At 45.8% G+C, this 16417-nt stretch carries 18 protein-coding genes; 6 read left to right on the top strand and 12 right to left on the bottom strand.

The features are described 5' to 3' along the window. Positions 1-13: 13 nt before the first annotated feature. From TW81_RS10400 to TW81_RS10390, 4 genes are all read right to left on the bottom strand, one after another. Positions 14-2215, bottom strand: a complete 2202-nt coding sequence (locus tag TW81_RS10400) for a putative bifunctional diguanylate cyclase/phosphodiesterase (RefSeq protein WP_239424324.1) — start codon at positions 2213-2215, stop codon at positions 14-16. Beyond that, positions 2191-2730 carry a CHASE4 domain-containing protein gene (locus tag TW81_RS19545; protein WP_239424322.1) on the bottom strand — a complete coding sequence of 180 codons (540 nt, stop codon included), beginning with the start codon at positions 2728-2730 and terminating at the stop codon, positions 2191-2193. The genes TW81_RS10400 and TW81_RS19545 overlap by 25 nt, the downstream gene beginning before the upstream one ends. 139 nt (positions 2731-2869) lie before the next feature. Then, positions 2870-3307, bottom strand: coding sequence for a DUF3859 domain-containing protein (locus TW81_RS10395; protein WP_045955629.1), 438 nt, complete (start codon positions 3305-3307; stop codon positions 2870-2872). After that, positions 3283-3678 carry an ATP-binding protein gene (locus tag TW81_RS10390; protein WP_045955628.1) on the bottom strand — a complete coding sequence of 132 codons (396 nt, stop codon included), beginning with the start codon at positions 3676-3678 and terminating at the stop codon, positions 3283-3285. The genes TW81_RS10395 and TW81_RS10390 overlap by 25 nt, the downstream gene beginning before the upstream one ends. A 130-nt stretch (positions 3679-3808) precedes the next feature. Between TW81_RS10390 and metA the strand changes: the two genes are divergently transcribed. After that, on the top strand, positions 3809-4750 hold the full coding sequence (metA, locus tag TW81_RS10385) for a homoserine O-acetyltransferase MetA (protein ID WP_045955627.1): 942 nt from the start codon (positions 3809-3811) through the stop codon (positions 4748-4750). A 252-nt stretch (positions 4751-5002) separates the two neighbouring features. Further along, the gene (pilW, locus tag TW81_RS10380) at positions 5003-5701 is read left to right on the top strand and encodes a type IV pilus biogenesis/stability protein PilW (RefSeq protein WP_045955626.1); all 699 of its coding nucleotides are present in this window, start codon (positions 5003-5005) and stop codon (positions 5699-5701) included. A 211-nt stretch (positions 5702-5912) separates the two neighbouring features. Here pilW and rlmF read toward each other — a convergent pair whose 3' ends face one another. Next, positions 5913-6965 carry a 23S rRNA (adenine(1618)-N(6))-methyltransferase RlmF gene (gene rlmF, locus TW81_RS10370; protein WP_045955624.1) on the bottom strand — a complete coding sequence of 351 codons (1053 nt, stop codon included), beginning with the start codon at positions 6963-6965 and terminating at the stop codon, positions 5913-5915. Between the two features lie 2 nt (positions 6966-6967). Beyond that, positions 6968-7471, bottom strand: a complete 504-nt coding sequence (locus TW81_RS10365) for a M48 metallopeptidase family protein (RefSeq protein WP_045955623.1) — start codon at positions 7469-7471, stop codon at positions 6968-6970. Between the two features lie 113 nt (positions 7472-7584). Here TW81_RS10365 and TW81_RS10360 point away from each other — a divergent pair, with 113 nt between their 5' ends. Beyond that, the gene (locus TW81_RS10360; RefSeq protein ID WP_045955622.1) at positions 7585-7818 is read left to right on the top strand and encodes a glutaredoxin family protein; all 234 of its coding nucleotides are present in this window, start codon (positions 7585-7587) and stop codon (positions 7816-7818) included. Here the strand turns inward: TW81_RS10360 and TW81_RS10355 are convergent. From TW81_RS10355 to TW81_RS10345, 3 genes are all read right to left on the bottom strand, one after another. Beyond that, positions 7815-8060: a Rho-binding antiterminator gene (locus tag TW81_RS10355; protein ID WP_045955621.1), complete on the bottom strand. Its 246-nt coding sequence runs from the start codon at positions 8058-8060 to the stop codon at positions 7815-7817. The genes TW81_RS10360 and TW81_RS10355 overlap by 4 nt on opposite strands. A 12-nt stretch (positions 8061-8072) precedes the next feature. Further along, the gene (gene modF, locus TW81_RS10350; protein WP_045955620.1) at positions 8073-9557 is read right to left on the bottom strand and encodes a molybdate ABC transporter ATP-binding protein ModF; all 1485 of its coding nucleotides are present in this window, start codon (positions 9555-9557) and stop codon (positions 8073-8075) included. A 116-nt stretch (positions 9558-9673) separates the two neighbouring features. After that, positions 9674-10543, bottom strand: coding sequence for a LysR family transcriptional regulator (locus tag TW81_RS10345; protein ID WP_045955699.1), 870 nt, complete (start codon positions 10541-10543; stop codon positions 9674-9676). Positions 10544-10650: 107 nt separating this feature from the next. Between TW81_RS10345 and TW81_RS10340 the strand changes: the two genes are divergently transcribed. Both TW81_RS10340 and TW81_RS10335 read left to right on the top strand, forming a co-directional pair. Next, positions 10651-11886, top strand: coding sequence for an MFS transporter (locus TW81_RS10340; protein WP_045955619.1), 1236 nt, complete (start codon positions 10651-10653; stop codon positions 11884-11886). Next, positions 11883-12455, top strand: coding sequence for a DUF1415 domain-containing protein (locus tag TW81_RS10335; protein WP_045955618.1), 573 nt, complete (start codon positions 11883-11885; stop codon positions 12453-12455). The genes TW81_RS10340 and TW81_RS10335 overlap by 4 nt, the downstream gene beginning before the upstream one ends. A 63-nt stretch (positions 12456-12518) precedes the next feature. On the opposite strand, the gene TW81_RS10330 is transcribed toward TW81_RS10335, so the two are convergent. Further along, positions 12519-13595, bottom strand: a complete 1077-nt coding sequence (locus tag TW81_RS10330) for a sensor domain-containing diguanylate cyclase (RefSeq protein WP_045955617.1) — start codon at positions 13593-13595, stop codon at positions 12519-12521. A gap of 174 nt (positions 13596-13769) precedes the next feature. On the opposite strand from TW81_RS10330, the gene TW81_RS10325 reads away from it, so the two are divergent. Beyond that, positions 13770-14345, top strand: a complete 576-nt coding sequence (locus tag TW81_RS10325; RefSeq protein WP_045955616.1) for a nucleoside triphosphate pyrophosphohydrolase family protein — start codon at positions 13770-13772, stop codon at positions 14343-14345. Between the two features lie 298 nt (positions 14346-14643). Here the strand turns inward: TW81_RS10325 and btuD are convergent, their stop codons facing one another. Together btuD and btuC are read right to left on the bottom strand one after the other, a co-directional pair. Beyond that, complete coding sequence (btuD, locus tag TW81_RS10320) at positions 14644-15399, bottom strand: vitamin B12 ABC transporter ATP-binding protein BtuD (protein WP_045955615.1); 756 nt, start codon at positions 15397-15399, stop codon at positions 14644-14646. Further along, positions 15386-16381, bottom strand: a complete 996-nt coding sequence (btuC, locus tag TW81_RS10315) for a vitamin B12 ABC transporter permease BtuC (protein ID WP_045955614.1) — start codon at positions 16379-16381, stop codon at positions 15386-15388. Before btuC ends, btuD begins: the two co-directional genes overlap by 14 nt. Between the last annotated feature and the right edge of the window lie 36 nt (positions 16382-16417).

Raw genomic sequence — 16417 nt, 5'->3', positions numbered from 1 at the left:
ATGTGACTATGGGTTATCGGTTGACTAAACGAATAGCCTCGTCGGCAGGCACAGGTTTGTAGAAGTAATAGCCTTGTATCTCTTCTACATTCCAGTTACGCAGCCTACTGACCTGTCCAGCAGTTTCAACACCTTCAGCGACTGTGGTCAACCCAAGTTCTTTAGCCATGCTGCTGATGTTGCGTACTAAGCTTCTAGCGCGATCATTGCTTTCGATATGGTCAATGTAGGATTTATCGAGTTTGACAATATCAAGTGGAAAACTGCACAAGGTACTAAATGATGAGTATCCGGTACCAAAGTCATCCAATGCTAGAAGTACACCAAGGGATTTGATGTTTTCCATTCGCTCTACAATGTCTTGTTCCACCCCCATCAACATGCTCTCTGTCACTTCGATGACAAGTTGACCCGGTTGAATCTGATATTTATCAATTAAATGCATGAGCTGGTTAGGTAGCTCTTGGTAGTGAAAATGGGGAGGGCTTAAATTAACATGCATGGTTAACAAACCAAGCCCTGCTCGACGGCGAGTTTGATTGACTTGAGCGATGAACTGACAAGCACGCTCTAAGATAGACTCGCCCAATTCAATAATCAGTGCGCTTTGCTCCGCCAGTGGGATAAATACCGCAGGTGAAACAAAGCCATACGATGCATGCTGCCAGCGAGCAAGCGCTTCAAAGCCACTAATTTCTCCCGTTTTGCTATCCACAATCGCTTGATAATGCGCGTCTATTTGCTGATTTCGCACTGCGCCAGAAAGATCGCGATTGATCGCTGCTGACGTTTCTGCCATATCAAATACCGTGGCGTCAACGTCGACTACCTTAGGGGCCAATGTTGCGGTATGTCGATGCTGAATCGCATAGATCGCTGCTTGAATTTGGGCATCAAGCGGCTTGTGCGAGAGTTCACTCGCAACCAATGCGGCTTGGCATTCTAGGCTGATTCCAACCCCTTCTATCATCTGCTTATTGGTCAATAGTTCGATGATCTTTTCCGTACCTTTACGGGCCTGTTCTCGATCTTTATTCTCTGACACTAAGACTAAGAATTCGTCATTACTGATCCGACCGATTGGGAAAGGCGTCAGATATTGACCAAAATTATGCGCAATCCGCTCAATCGATTGATCAAAGACTTGATGACCATAAATTTCGGCAACTTGGCTTAAATTCGGCACAACGATGTAGAGAAACGAACATTGGTTTGGGCGCTCATCCACCAGCCACCTCGCCTTATCCATAATGGCCTTGCGATTCCATAGGCCAGAGAGGTGATCCCTATCCACCAAATTTTCAATCAATTTCTCTTGCTGCTTTTTCTCTCTTAAATCGCTAAGCGATAACATCAATGCCGCTTCGCCTTGGTATTGAATCGCTTTTATCTCGATATGACAGTCGACAACTTCCCCCGCCCGTGTCAGGAGTTGGCTCTCAAAAAGCGTCTGCCCCAGTTCAAACTGACTGTACATCTTATCAACTTGGCACTCATCTGTTTGTTTGTCTGCACATAAATCATCTAAGGTTTGATGAATGATCTCTTCTCTTTGATAACCCAACAGTTCAAGTGCGGTCTGATTGACATCAATAACCTCTCGGGCACGAACCAGTAACACGCCAATTGAGCCACTTTGGTACAAGGCTTCAAATTTCTGTTGGGTATCAAGAAGCTGCTCCTTGGTTTCCACACCATCATTCGCCAGTGCCTGAATTAAACCTGACAAACGTTCCAATTCATCTTTGCTGGGATGATTTAGGCCCTCAAGTTGATAGGCTGAGATCAGCTCGTCAATGTCCTTTTCAAGATCGGTAAAGCGCGCTGAGACGCGGCGACGAAAGATTAAAAATGTCACAAATGAGATGAGCAAAACCACCACAGACACTGCATAGAAAAGGTAAGAAAACATCACATTACCTTGGATAAAATACGTTCTTTCAGTTGTTGTAGTGAGATTCGCTATCAGCATACCTGACATATCGTTAAGAGGGGTGCGTTGGGTGATGAATTGTTGCGATTTTTCGACTTCAGGATACTCGACTGCAATGCTGGTATTAGCATCATTACCGACAAGAATAAGCTCGTTTTCGCCGATGAGTATAGACTCAAAGTCACCGGGAAAACGTTCCGTGAGATTTTTACCCCACAATAGCCAGCCAGACGATGCAGAGGTGCCTTCACTATCTCTTACGGGGTCAGGCTTATCGCCCATACTTGCTGGCCGACGACCAACAGACCACTCGCACTGCAGCGTTGACTATCAAGTAAGCCGTTCATCTGTTGAATGTGACGTGTAACCACATCTGCCTTAACAACCGCGTCAATATCCACAGGCTCATCATCAGGCGAACGTACAATCGATTCGATAACCTTGCCGTGCAGGTCAGCAAAGATCATCATATCAAGGCCGAGAACATCGAGTGAATCCGGAGAAAGGTTGCGGTCGCGATAGGCCTGCTTGTCACCACCAGTAAGCAGTTCGAACGTTTCATCCCAATAGGCCCAATCGTACGAGCGTTCTTCCATCTGTGTGACCATCAGAGTGACCACACTACTCGCCTGTTGACTCGCACTTTGGGACTCCATTGATTCTAGGCTATCGAGACTGGTTAAGAAGAAATAACGAGTAATAAAGATGCAGCTAAAAGCAATACCCAACATACCGATGGTAAAGTAGATCGCGGTACGGGTTTGCAAGTTAAAGTTCAACAACCGAGGTGATGTCATCGCGCGCTTCTATTTATCTTATCTACTGATAAGTTTATTAGAAAATTTTCACTCCGATGTTATTCAACCCCCAATTTTTGTACACGGCCAAGTTCAAGTGTTCATAAATTAACCCGTTAGGTACATTCAGAACAAGGGGCTAGAAACCACGACGCTTCCAGAATTCACCTTCATCACGAGCAAACACGTCAAATGTCTTGTCAGCAATTACCCTACCGCCTAGCTCAATCGTCATCCGCCATTTGCCAATGTTAGATTTAAAACCGTCTACCGGATCGAGCAGTTGGATAGTATCCCCGAGGTAAAAATCCCAATCGTTGCTGCCTACATGCATGTCGCCAGTAAAAGGCTCCAGTCTTTGCCCTTTTTTGCCTTTGATTCCAGGATGATCGATACAGAACTCGATCACCTCACCCTTGGCCTTCTTGATATTGACAATAAAACCAAACTCAATCTCTTCATCTGCGGGGACTTGAGTGGTGAACTCTTGGATTTTAGGTAGGTGTTTCGATTTTGAATCCCACTCTTTGTAAAGACCGTAAGAGGTCATTTCTACAACTGGGGTACGTTTTGCCATTCTTGCCACCGCTTTTTCATTGAGTTTATGGTTTTCGCTTCAACACCGTGCACATTGCCATAGTTGTCGTGACATTCAATCACTTCGAATTGAGCGCTATAGCGTTTAGCCAACTTTAGGTAAGGCACCATTTCCCACCGCTGAACAAAAGTATTTGCAACAACCACACTATGCCCTTGAGCCAGTGCTTGCTCTGTTTTGGTTTTACACCATTGATGTGCTTGTGCAATTTTGTTGGCCTGATATACATACTCACCACTCTCGTTGATAAAATACATATCAGCTTCGTAATGTTGGGCCGGGATAGTTTGGGCTAACGTGCTTTTCCCTGAGCCGGGCAATCCACGTATCAACGTTAGTTTTAGCGTCATAATCAATCTTGTTAGTGAATTGGCGGGCAAATATTAATATAAATTGGCCTAAATTGGCTATCGACATCTCTGGTTTATTGGGTTAACTTTAGAAGTATAGACGTCCATAATTACGCTTAGGGAGTAAGCTGTGCCGATTAAGATCCCCGATCAATTGCCCGCATCTGACGTATTACGTACCGAAAATATCTTCGTCATGCCAGAATCTCGTGCGTCGACCCAGGAAATTCGTCCGCTTAAGGTGCTGATCCTTAATCTTATGCCGAAGAAAATTGAGACGGAAACTCAGTTCTTGCGTTTGTTATCCAACAGCCCGCTGCAGGTAGATATCGAATTGCTGCGCATTGACGATAGACCCAGCAAAAATACCCCGACTGAACACTTAGATAATTTTTACCGTCAATTTGAAATGGTCAAAGGACGTAACTTTGATGGCCTGATCATTACAGGTGCCCCGCTTGGTTTGGTGCAATTTGAAGACGTTATCTACTGGGAGCATTTGCAAACCATCATGACGTGGGCCAAAGCACATGTGACCTCGACATTGTATGTTTGTTGGGCCGCACAGGCAGGCTTGAAGCTTCTGTATGATTTACCGAAACGCACGCGTAATGAGAAGCTGTCTGGTGTTTACAATCATACTATCCATCACCCGTATCACCCGATATTGCGTGGCTTTGATGACACCTTCTTAGCCCCTCATTCGCGTTACGCCGACTTCTCACCCGAGTATCTAGCTGAGCATACCGATTTGGATATTCTTGCCACATCTGACGTTGCGGGAGTGTACTTGGCGACAACAAAAGATAAGCGTAATGTGTTTGTCACGGGTCACCCGGAGTATGACTCTCATACCCTCCACCATGAATATGTGCGCGATCTCGGTGAAGGCATGGAGCCCGCAATTCCCGTCAACTACTACCCAAATAACAACCCAGACAACAAGCCATCAGCAAGTTGGCGAAGTCACGGACACCTGCTATTTGCTAACTGGCTAAACTATTGCGTCTACCAGCAAACGCCTTACGATCTCGATCACTTCAGTGAAGATAACTTCACCAAAGACGACTGATACGCACAGCAGAACCTTATACAAGAGCACGTGGTCGCGTGCTCTTTTTAATTCGATTTTCCTTCACTTACGATCTAGGCCACCACCACCAAAAAATCGCGCGATTCGAACTACTCATCAATTTCTAGTTCTAAACTTCCAGTGCGTTACATAGCGCAACTTAAATTCTGTCGCAATACTCCCACTAAGCCGTGACGTCAGTAATCAAGTTCAGCACTATATTGAACCGTTCTCTTAATTTAAACACGCATAATGCCGTTACTATTCATCATTGTGGTACTGATACTCGCCGGATGTTCTTTTGCACCTTCCGTACAGCACGACGAATCGATACAACGTGCAGAAGCTCGCATTGCGCTGGGTGTGGGCTATATAAACAAAGGGGATATGACAAAAGCACGCGAAAACCTCCAACTCGCGTATGAGCATGCGCCTAACTACTATCGGAGTCAGCTCTCGCTTGCCCACTATTTTGAATTAGTCGGTGAACCAGACTCGGCGCAACACCTCTACCAATCAGCCTTGACGCAACACCCTAACAATGGCGATGTGCTGAACAACTATGGCACATTCCTGTGCAAACAAGAGCAATACACTCAAGCCGACGACTATTTCCATCAAGCCATTGCCCAGCCCAGCTATTTTCTAACGGCAGCCAGTTATGAAAATGCCGCGCTGTGTGCGATGAAGGCAGGTAATACCCTACAAGCGAGTGACTATTTAAAAAGAGCACTCGACTATGAACCCAAGCGAGCGCGATCAATACTGACACTAGCCAAGTTGGAAATTGAGTCTGGTGAGCTCGATACAGCACAGATGAGACTGACCCAGTTTCACAACTGGTATGGGACACAAGCGGTTTCACTTAAGTTACTGATGAAATTGGAACAAAAGGCCGGCAATGCAGTTCAAGCAAAACAATATCAAGAGAGATTAAACGACTTTCACTAGCGCTTGCGTTGCGAATGAGGCACTTTTCGTCTTTGCCGAACGCGGTTGGCTCTCTGTATCTTGAGGTACTCTTTGTAAAGGATATAAATAAACCCCAGCAGACCTAATACAAACAGCACGGCGAAGAGCATTAAGAAGCTGTCACACAACCACACTGGCTCACAGGGCATATAAATTTCAAATTCCACATGCCCTCCTTCGAGAATTGGGGTTAACTTTTAAGCTTCAACCACTGTTGACGCTCCGTTTCACTTTTGAATGTCCAAGCGATGAAGCGACTGATTTTCTGCCCTTGGCTCATCTCAACAATGTGGACTTCTTTGGCGCCTGCTTTGTCTAGATTCTTACGCATCCAACGAACGTTGTCCTTTTTGGAAATCAACGTCGAGAACCACAACACTTGATGGGCAAACTCACGGCTTTCAAACGCCATATTCTTTATGAATGCGGCTTCTCCGCCAGGGCACCAGAGCTCAGCTTGCTGGCCACCAAAGTTAAGTATAGGCGAAGCAGTGGATGTCTTGCTTGCATTAGCTTGCCCACGCTTGCCTTTATTCGCTGATAAGTTGCGAATTTTCCTTTCTGTTCCCTGCTGGGCTTCCTCAAGTGATTTGTGAAATGGTGGATTACATGTCGTCACGTCGTAAAATTCATTAGGCTGAATAATATCTTTAAAGAAGTGACGGCTCTGTTTTTGTAACCGACACTCAACCCGCCCTTTTAATACCTCGTTTGCTTGCGCAATTGAGTTTGAATTTTCTACCGACACCGGATCAACGTCAGCTCCCACGTACTGCCAACCATACTGAGTGGCCCCAACAATGGGATAAATACAGTTCGCACCAACGCCAATATCCAATGCTCGAACTTGGTTGTGCTTAAGGTTTTTGCTCTCTTTACTCAGCAGTTCAGCCAAGCGGTGGATATAATCGGCGCGCCCCGGAATCGGAGGACATAAATACCCAGACGGAATATCCCATTCCGTGACGCCGTAATGATGGGCAAGCAAGGCTTTATTCAGCAGTTTGACCGCAACAGGGTCGGAAAAATTAATACTTGGCTCACCTTGCGGGTTTTTGATCACATGCTTTTTTAGCGCCGGAAGCGCGACAATCAGTTTAGGGAAATCGTAGCGGCCTTGATGCAAATTGCGCTTGTGTAAGCCTTTGTGACCCGTAACTGAGACCACTTTCATCTGTGACTTTTTGGCTAGGTCTTTTTTGCCACTCTCTTTCGGCGAAACAGTTTTTTTACAGCGAGTCATAGTCATTTTTGCTTTGAAGTTTCTAGATAGATCATAAACAGGCGAGCATCAAGCTCCAGTTGATGGTAGTCCGGTTCCATATGGCAACACAGTTGATAAAAGGCTTTATCGTGCTCTTTCTCTTTCAAATGTGCCAATTCATGGACGACGAGCATTCGTAGTAGTGGCTCTGGTGCATTTTTAAATACACTTGCAATACGAATCTCATTCTTTGATTTAATTTTTCCGCCATGCACTTTTGCTACGTAGGTGTGTAGACCAAGCGCATTGTTGATCAAGTGGATTTTATTGTCGTACACCACCTTACTGAGCGGCGCGGTTTTCTTCATATAGCAATTTTTCAGCGCCATGGTGTACTCAAACAGAGCCTTCTCACTTTTTATCTGGTGATTATCAGGATAGCGCTGTTCAAACCAAGTGGTTAATCGGCCAGACTCCACCATCTTAGTGACAGGAGTAACAATGTGTTCTGGATATCCTTGGATGTAACGGAGCGCTGAATTCATTTTGACCCTAGAAGAGTTGAGCTAAATAAAGGTGCCCAAGTCTACGCTATTCGCACTTGCCATTCACGACCTTTTCATTAAACTCTGCGCTGATAACTGAGTAGGAACAGACCATGAAACGACTTGTACTGTATGTGAAAGATAAATGCCCACACTGTAAAGACGCACAACGCTACCTTGACTCGAAGGGCTACCAGTACCGATTGACGAATGCAAAGATGCAGCGCGGTCGTAAAGAGTTGGACGCGATTGGCGCACGTTCATTACCGGTACTGAAAATTGGTGACCGCTATATGATTGGCTGGAACCAGAAGAACTTTGAACAAATATATAACGCGAAAAACTAACCAAACCGCTTGTTGGTGAAGTGTGGGTTCTCTACCCTCACTTCAAGTTCAGCCAACTCATCAAGCACAACTAAGCGCTCGCCCCCTTCGACAGATAGCTTAATGCACTCTTGCTTGTTGTCATTACGCTTAGTATCTAGCGCCACACCTTCGATATTGCCCCCCGACTTAAGGTGCAAGCGTACCGGGTAGCGATATAAACAAACAATTTCAATGTAGTCGTAGTCACTGCAACTTAGCATAAATACCTACCGTCATACCATATGACTCTTGTATTGAGACTCTATATTAGTTGTTACTTGCGGTTTATAGCAGTTCACACTGTGATCGTAGATAAACTCCACTTCATTGCGAATGCTCTCTAGCTTATCTTGCTGATAATGGGAGACGTAAAGCAATTGGCTCAAATTCTCTTTGGCGATCAATTCAAGAGTATTTTTCACCAATCTACGACCTAAGTAGTCCAGCCCCTGATAAGGCTCATCTAATATCAGTAAGGCTGGCTGTTTGACAATCGCACGAGCAATCAACAGCAAGCGTTGCTGACCATATTCCAGTTGCCTAAACGAGGTATTGGCATGTTCACTCATGTGCAATATGGCTAGCCATTCGCGTGCCACTTGAATCTCTTTTTTGCTTGGCTGTTGATAAAGACCAATAGAGTCATAAAAACCGGACAGGATCACTTCAATCGCTTTACAACTGACACGATACTGAAGATGCAATGCCGACGATACCATACCGATGTTCTTCTTAATCTGCCAAATCGACTCACCTGAGCCACGCTTGTTGCCAAAGATTTGAATGTCGTTGGAATAACACTGGGGATGGTCACCAAATATCAACCCGAGTAGCGTGCTTTTTCCACAGCCATTAGGGCCTTTGATCTGCCAATGCTGACCATTTTCAATCCGCCAATTTAGCTCGGTGAAAATGGTCTTTTCCGTGTACGCCACTTGCCCATCGCGAATTTCAAACACTGGATTGTCAAAATGGTGGCTGTGTTGATAGCGGTGGATCAGTTCAAGCATTTGCTCGCTTTGCGTTGTTGACTGCGCTTTAATCTGGCTGATGACAGGATGAGATTCCCATTCCGCTCGGTCCATCACACTGTCTAGCTTTCCGTGATTAAAAAGCGCAATTTGCTCGATCCAATCGGGGATATCTTCCTCACGGTTAAACGTCACTATCATCTGCGTCGTCTTAGCAAGTTGTGCTAAGTAGTGTGCCAAAGAGGCTCGATGAGCGGTATCCAGACCAGTAAAAGGATTATCCAGCACAACAAGGTCTGGTTTGGACGCCAACGCACGAGCCAGCATAACGCGCCTCGTTTCGCCAGTCGATAAAACGCGGAACCCACTCAACTTAAGATGTTCGAGATCTAAATCCGCAATCAATTGCTCTGTTAGTGACTGCGATTGGCTCTGCTGAAAAATTAGTGCGTACACGGTTGAACCTGTGTCTATTTTATCTAGAAAATCCGTATCATCCTTGGCAATTTCCTCTTCTAACAAGCGTTGCTGCTCAACTAGAGACACTTGCGCTATTCTGCCCGTGGAGATTTGTACCTTCGCTGCGTCGACATCATATTCACCACACAATAAACAACCTAACGCCGAGCCAATATCCCCCTCGGTCGCAAAGACGCCCCATGATTGACCATCGGTAATATCCCATTGTTCGATGGCTAATTGACTGGTGGAGGATTCGATATGGAATTGGTTGATACTGATGTGCATAGAATGGTTTCCCTACCCTTCGTGGCTAACGTTCAAGCAATCCAAATTACTCTAACTGATGCAAAGGTGCGATAGGAAAAGCCCAAAATGTGATATTTGCAGGTGATAACAAAAACTTAAACGTATTGCTTAACGAAATCGATAAAGGTTTTGTCTGCAATCGACAGATAACCATCCTTGCGCCATGCTAGCGCGAGATCTAATTGCACTCGATCATCGAACGGTATTGCAATCACATCTTTCTCATGTTGGGTAACCAGCTCTAGCAAAGCAGTAATCGCAAACTCATGTTTTACAATACTAAGGATCATAGGCAGCAAGTTGGTTTCAAAGGAGAACTTCATCTCTTTACCACACAAGTTGGCTTGGTTTTCAATGAAGTCGCGATGGAAGTAACCAGCCTTAAACATCACCAATTCGTGTTCAAAAAATTCATCAAAGCTGATCGAGTTTCGCGACGCCAACTCATGTTCGCGCGCGACAACGGCCACCATTTCTGATCGTAGCAGATGATCGGTTTCGAGATCTTCAGGTACGTTTTCGTCGTTAATCACCCCAATATCCAGCTCACCATCTAGCAGCATCTGACGGATAGAATGGGTTCCGGCATCGACCAAGGTCAACTTTAAATTGGGGTAGCGACTTTTAAATGCCATTAATACTTGTGGGAAAAAATACGACCCCATCATACTCGGCGCGCCGAGGCGAACTTCTCCTTTTTCTAACCCTTTCAATTCGTTAATGGCAAGCTGGGCGTCATCTAGCTGCTGCAAAACCCGTTTGGCATGTTCGAACAAAACCGCCCCTTCATCGGTGAGCGAAACCTTGCGATCTTCACGGCGAAAAAGCTCTACCCCTAAGCTTTGTTCAAGTTTTTTAATCGAAATGCTCAATGCAGGCTGAGCGATGTGCAACGCCTTCGCTGCCTGAGTAAAATGCTCATGTTCAGCGACGGCCACAAAGTGCTTGAGGTGTTTAGAATCCAACGCCATCTCCATATATAAAATATATCAACACAATATTTTTAATATATTTTATATATCACCATTGGACTGATATTTTGCTCACATAACTTCCACTTTGATGCGTGAAAATGATTGAGCTAAAAACAAAACAATACCGACAAGTGACCTTTAGTTTGGCCTTAGGCTCTTTTCTCGTGTTCTGCAATTTGTATCTATTCCAACCCATGTTGCCTTATATGGCGACGCACTTTGAGGTTACTGAAACACAGGTTAACTGGGTCTTTGCTGCCAGTACGCTTGCGCTGTCGGTGTCTCTGGTTCCTTGGGCTGTCGCTTCAGAGTCAATCGGGCGTAGAAAGGTGATGCTGATTGGCCTACTGGCGATGCCATTTATCGGTTTTGCCATGCTCAGCAGTGACTCGATTATTACCATTGTGATACTCAGAGCTATGATGGGCATCGCACTAGCGGCATTTGCCTCAGTCGCTGTCGCATACATGGTTGAAGAGTTGTCGGCTAAAGCGTTCAGCCAGGCGATTGGCGGTTACATTGCCGCAAACTCATTGGGCGGAATAACTGGCCGTATTGTCGGCGGCACATTGACCGATGCTCTAGGCTGGCAGCAGGCGGTCATATGCATGGCAATTTTCACCTTGCTCGGTGGTATGGTTGTTGTATTCAGCCTGCCGAAACAGAACAACTTTACCCCACAACGTGGCATGCTGCGTTACCACAATCGCGCGTTGATCAAGCATCTGCAAAACAAGACCATTTGGATTGCCATGCTGATCGGTGGCGTTAACTTTGCCTTGTTTGTCAATCTCTACTCTGTCATGGGATTCAGACTGGTTGCTGCCCCGCACAACCTGCCGATTGGTTTGGCCTCGCTGATTTTCGTCTGTTATTTGTCGGGCACATTAAGCTCCAAACTCACCTCAGTATGGAGTAAACACCACCAAAGTGTTTCAGGCATGATAACAGGCACAATGATCAGCTTACTCGGCATGCTTGTCGCTTATGTCGACCACCTGAGTTTCATGATGCTAGGGCTAGTATTGATAAGCTTTGGTGCGTTTTTCACCCATACGTTAGCTTATGCATGGGTAAGTCAAAAAGCGACCCATGCTAAGGCGACCGCCACCGCTCTTTACTTAGTTCATTACTATGTTGGTGGTAGTATCGGTGGCTTTTTCCTCATTTATTGTTGGCAGCATGGCGGTTGGGAATATGTTATCGCGGGTGGTTCTCTGCTTTACAGCGCTATTTTTGTCCTCTGTCGCAAACTGTCTCACTGGGAAGAGCACGAGCCACGGACGTTGGATTCTGCTATTCTTGCGCCAAATTCTAAATTGGAAGCAAAATGACCAACCAGCGCTCAACTCAAACAGACTCACAAGTGGTTTCCCAGGCGGTCGAACAGTGGCTCAACGATGTCGTCATCGGCTTAAATTTATGCCCTTTTGCCGCCAAACCACAGCGTAATAAGCAAATCAAAATCTTCGTCAGTGATGCACAAGTAGAAGAAGTCTTGCTTGAAGATATTCTCACCCAGCTTATGGAGCTAGACTCAACACCCGCAGATCAGTTGGAAACCACCTTAGTCGCTGTGCCTAACATGCTCGACGATTTTTACGATTACAATATGTTTATTGATTGGGTCGAAGCCTTGATTCGTCAGCAAAATTGGGAAGGTGTGTTTCAACTTGCGACCTTCCACCCGGATTACTGCTTTGGTGGGGCAGACCCAGACGACGATGAAAACCTGACCAATCGTTCGCCTTACCCTGTGTTTCACCTCATCCGCGAAGAGAGTATGGAGCGAGTTCTCAAGCACTACCCTAATCCAGAAGCGATTCCAGATACCAATATCGCGCGCGTCGAATCTTTATCGCCGCAAGAAAGACGCAAGCTATTTCCCTACTTGTTTAGCTAAGCAAAAGCCAATAACAAAAAAGCGCCAGCACGGCGCTTTTTAAACTCTGTAATCAACCAATGATTATGAAGCTGTCGAGGTAGTGCTCCAGCACGACGTCACCGTATTATCTCGGCCATTGTCTTTCGCCACATAAAGGTTGTCGTCAGCGACATGGATGATTTCATCTAACGTCGCCTTGTCACATTGCTCACACACTTCGTTGCTGCAGTCAAAATCGAAATCACATGCGCCAATCGATACGGTTATCGGTTTGTCATTGACCTCAATCTTATTCACACACTGACGTAGCGTTTCAACCAACGCTGCTCTGTCTTCAGTGCTTCTTTCAGGCAACCAGACAACAAACTCCTCACCGCCAAATCGCGCTATAAAATCACGCGCAGACAGTTGTTGTTTTAATGCCTCAGCGACCCTTTTCAGGACATCGTCACCAATTTGATGACCATACCTGTCATTGACACGTTTAAAGTGATCAATGTCGATCAGCGCCAACGTTCCCTTACCACGAGCACGTTTCATCCGCTCAATATCTAGGTGAACGTTCTTAAACATACTGCGACGATTGGCAACCCCAGTCAGTGCATCATGGTAAGCTTGGTACTCAAGACGTGCGTTGAGCGCATGGAGACGCTCTTCTTGATGTCGGCGTATCAGTTCAACTTCCACCCAAGACGCCATCAGCTTAAGCACATCGATATCAATATCTTTGAATTTACGCGGATAAGGAATAGCCGAAGAAAAGTTCAAGGTACCGTAGATTTCATCATCAATAAAAATGGGGATCCCGATGTAAGACTCCAAACCAAACGCGGTATAGGCGGGATGCGTTGCATACTGATCGTTTTCACCCATATTCTCAATCATAACTGGGCCAAACGAGCGACACGTGATTTCGCAATAGGTATGGTCGTAGTCGAAGGTATCGCCATCACAAAGCTCTACACCTTCAGGAGTAACACAATGAAGTACCGTGTAGGTATTGTCTTCTATACGCGATAAAATTCCGATATCTAAGTCAAAACGCTCCAGTCCCATCATGATGAGCTGGCTGATTTGGATATCAAACCCCTTTTGATAATCATTGGTAATCTGATAAAGGCGGCGAATAATCGTCTCGCTCTCGCTTTCAACTTCCATACCGTCCTCTTGTTGTTCATTTTGTTATATTTAAGATAGGGTTAGGCGAATATTCAATGCAACTATTTTCTCATTTGCTGCGCTAAATATTTGCCATTTAGCCCAAACCACATAGCGAGAGTTAAGCCGCTTTGGTAGTATTGGCCAATCTTAAAAACATCCGGGTTTATGGATATGCGCCTTTCAAAATTGACTAACGAAATTTTCGACCACCTCTACCGTGACATTTCAGAGTTCCGTAGCACTTTCGATTTACCAGTGGCTTCTCCAGATAGTTTAGACGACAAAGCCGATACGCTGCATACTTCTCTGGCGATTGAAGAACTGACAGAACTCGCAGAAGCCGACAACAAAACTGAACAAGCTGATGCCATTGTCGACAGTGTGTATGTATTGATGGGCCGTTTGGTGCATTTGGGTGATGACAAAATTGAAGCCAACCTAGCCATTAGCTACTTAATCGATTTGCTACTTAATGTTGCCATCAATCGCGGCATCGATTTCTTACCTTGTTGGGATGAGGTGCACTCAAGCAATATGAGCAAAGTGTGTCGCAACGAGCAAGAGTACGCCGAGACAGAAGTCTTCTACGCTGAGCAAGGGATCAAATTAATGGCGGTACAAAAAGGTGATTACATCATCGCTAAATGTGCCGAAGATTTTGTTTCTGACGCCAAGACAATTCGTCAGGGTAAAGTGCTTAAGTCAGTTTACTATCGTCCAGCCGATCTCACGCCGCTGACACAATAAGCAGATAAAAAGACGCCACCTTCGGGTAAACCCTTGGGTGGCGTAAGCTGCCATAGTCAAAACAGGACTTCATCAAGCTTTAGATAGATACCCACCTATATTTGTATCCACATTCACTTGAATCCGCCTAACAAGAACGAGAATGTATCGTTCTTACTATTGCCAATTGTGTGCCAAGTTTAAAATATTTTTAACTGATTGATTTTAAACGAATTTTAAAATTCACTAATTTTTTACGGCGAGCAAAGCGATCGATTTGAGTGCAGCCTGCACCAAACATAACCCTAAAGGGGTATCATCATTCAAATAACAATACGGGTGAATCAGCCACAATGACACGCTGAACCTCGGTTCTAAACACGCGCGACAACTCAGATACAGAAAGCGCCTCTTCGACCTCCCCCACTTTTTGCAGTACACCTTTGTCTAATAACAAGGCCTTATCGGCATGTTTGAGCGTTCGGTTGAGATCATGGTTAGACATAATTACCGCAATACCCATATCTGCCACCCGCTGGATGAGCTTATACAGCAAGGTTTCTTGACCGATATCGAGTGGTGCAGCTGGCTCATCAAGAATCAGCAATCTGGCGCGCGGGTTTAACGTCGGCCAAATCTGCAGGCATATGGCACACAATCTCACCCTCTGCCATTCTCCGCCCGACAAGTGATAAATTGAGCGATGCAATTTGTCGTCGATTTCCAATAGCTGGGCGAGCTGTTCAATGACACCAGTGAGCTCTGTTGACGTCGTTTTCAATGACGCGGGCAGAGACAAAGAGAGATAGTGAACCACATCAAGATTAAACGCAGGTCGATCACTCTGCATCAAAAACGCTCGGCAACTCGCCAGCGCTTCAACCGATGCATGTTGCACATCTTGCTCAAAGATGGTCGCCTCGCCGTTAAAATCCAATAAACCAGCTACGGCCGAGAGTAGAGTACTTTTGCCGCTGCCGTTTGGGCCAATCACATGCAGAATTTCGCCAGCAGAAACCGAAAATGACAGCGGTAACAAGCGCGAACCGACAGACAGGCTATTAACGTGAATCATGATGACTTACCAACATCCAGATAAAGATTGGCGCACCAATTGACGTGGTGACCACACCCAATGGCAGCTCAGCAGAGTCCAGCGCGGTTCTCGCGATGAGATCTGCAAGTACCACTAATATTGCCCCCGCAAGCGCTGAGATGGGTAACAGATAGCGATTTTCACTGCCTAGCGCAAGCCTGAGTAAATGCGGTACAACCAGTCCAACAAAACCAATCACACCACCTAATGCGACCGCACCGCCGACTAAAATGGACACCGCACAGATGAGTTGCCAGCGAGCTTGATCAACATCCACCCCCAACTGTTTTGCATGTTGCTCGCCCATCATGAGTTTGTCGAGCAAGCTTCCTTTGCAGCACAACCAAATAAGTACCGGTAAGAGAATGAGCGATAGAAGATGATGATACCAACTTGCCGCACCAATACTGCCCATTAGCCAGTACATCAACTGGCGTAGGCTGAGATCATCACTAAAATAGAATGCCCAAGTCACCACGGCACCAGACAAGATGCCAAGCGCAACGCCAACCAGCAGCAAACGCGTTGTGGTTAAGCACATACTTTTAGCGATGAACACGAGCAGTATGGTAAAAGCTAACGCACCGATAACGGCGGCGAGCATAAAGCCGAATGGAGTAGCTAATGCAGGGGCAAAAAATAACACCAAAACCATCAACACACTCGCGCCACCTGAGATACCCAATACACCCGGTTCTGCCAGCACATTGCCGAGTAACACTTGCAACACCGCTCCCGATACCGCCAAAGAGGCACCAACAGCCAACGCAGCAAGAAGTCGCGGCAAGCGGAGTTGCAGTATCAGTTGTTCCTCGAGCGCGGAAAGCTCCTCAAGTGGAGAGATAAAAACTTCGCCAACGACTAAATACAAGCCGCTAATGAATACAAGAAAAAGAGTGAACAAAAGAGCAAAGCGCGTCCACCGTTGACGTCTACGTTCGAGTAGCTGAGTAAATTCCATGTTGTCTAGCAAAGTCGACAAAAAATAATGGCTTAA

Source organism: Vibrio galatheae (genome assembly GCF_000967545.1).
Lineage (GTDB): Bacteria > Pseudomonadota > Gammaproteobacteria > Enterobacterales > Vibrionaceae > Vibrio > Vibrio galatheae.
Note: the sequence above shows the minus strand (reverse complement) of the source record. Positions and strands in the feature narration are given on the sequence as shown.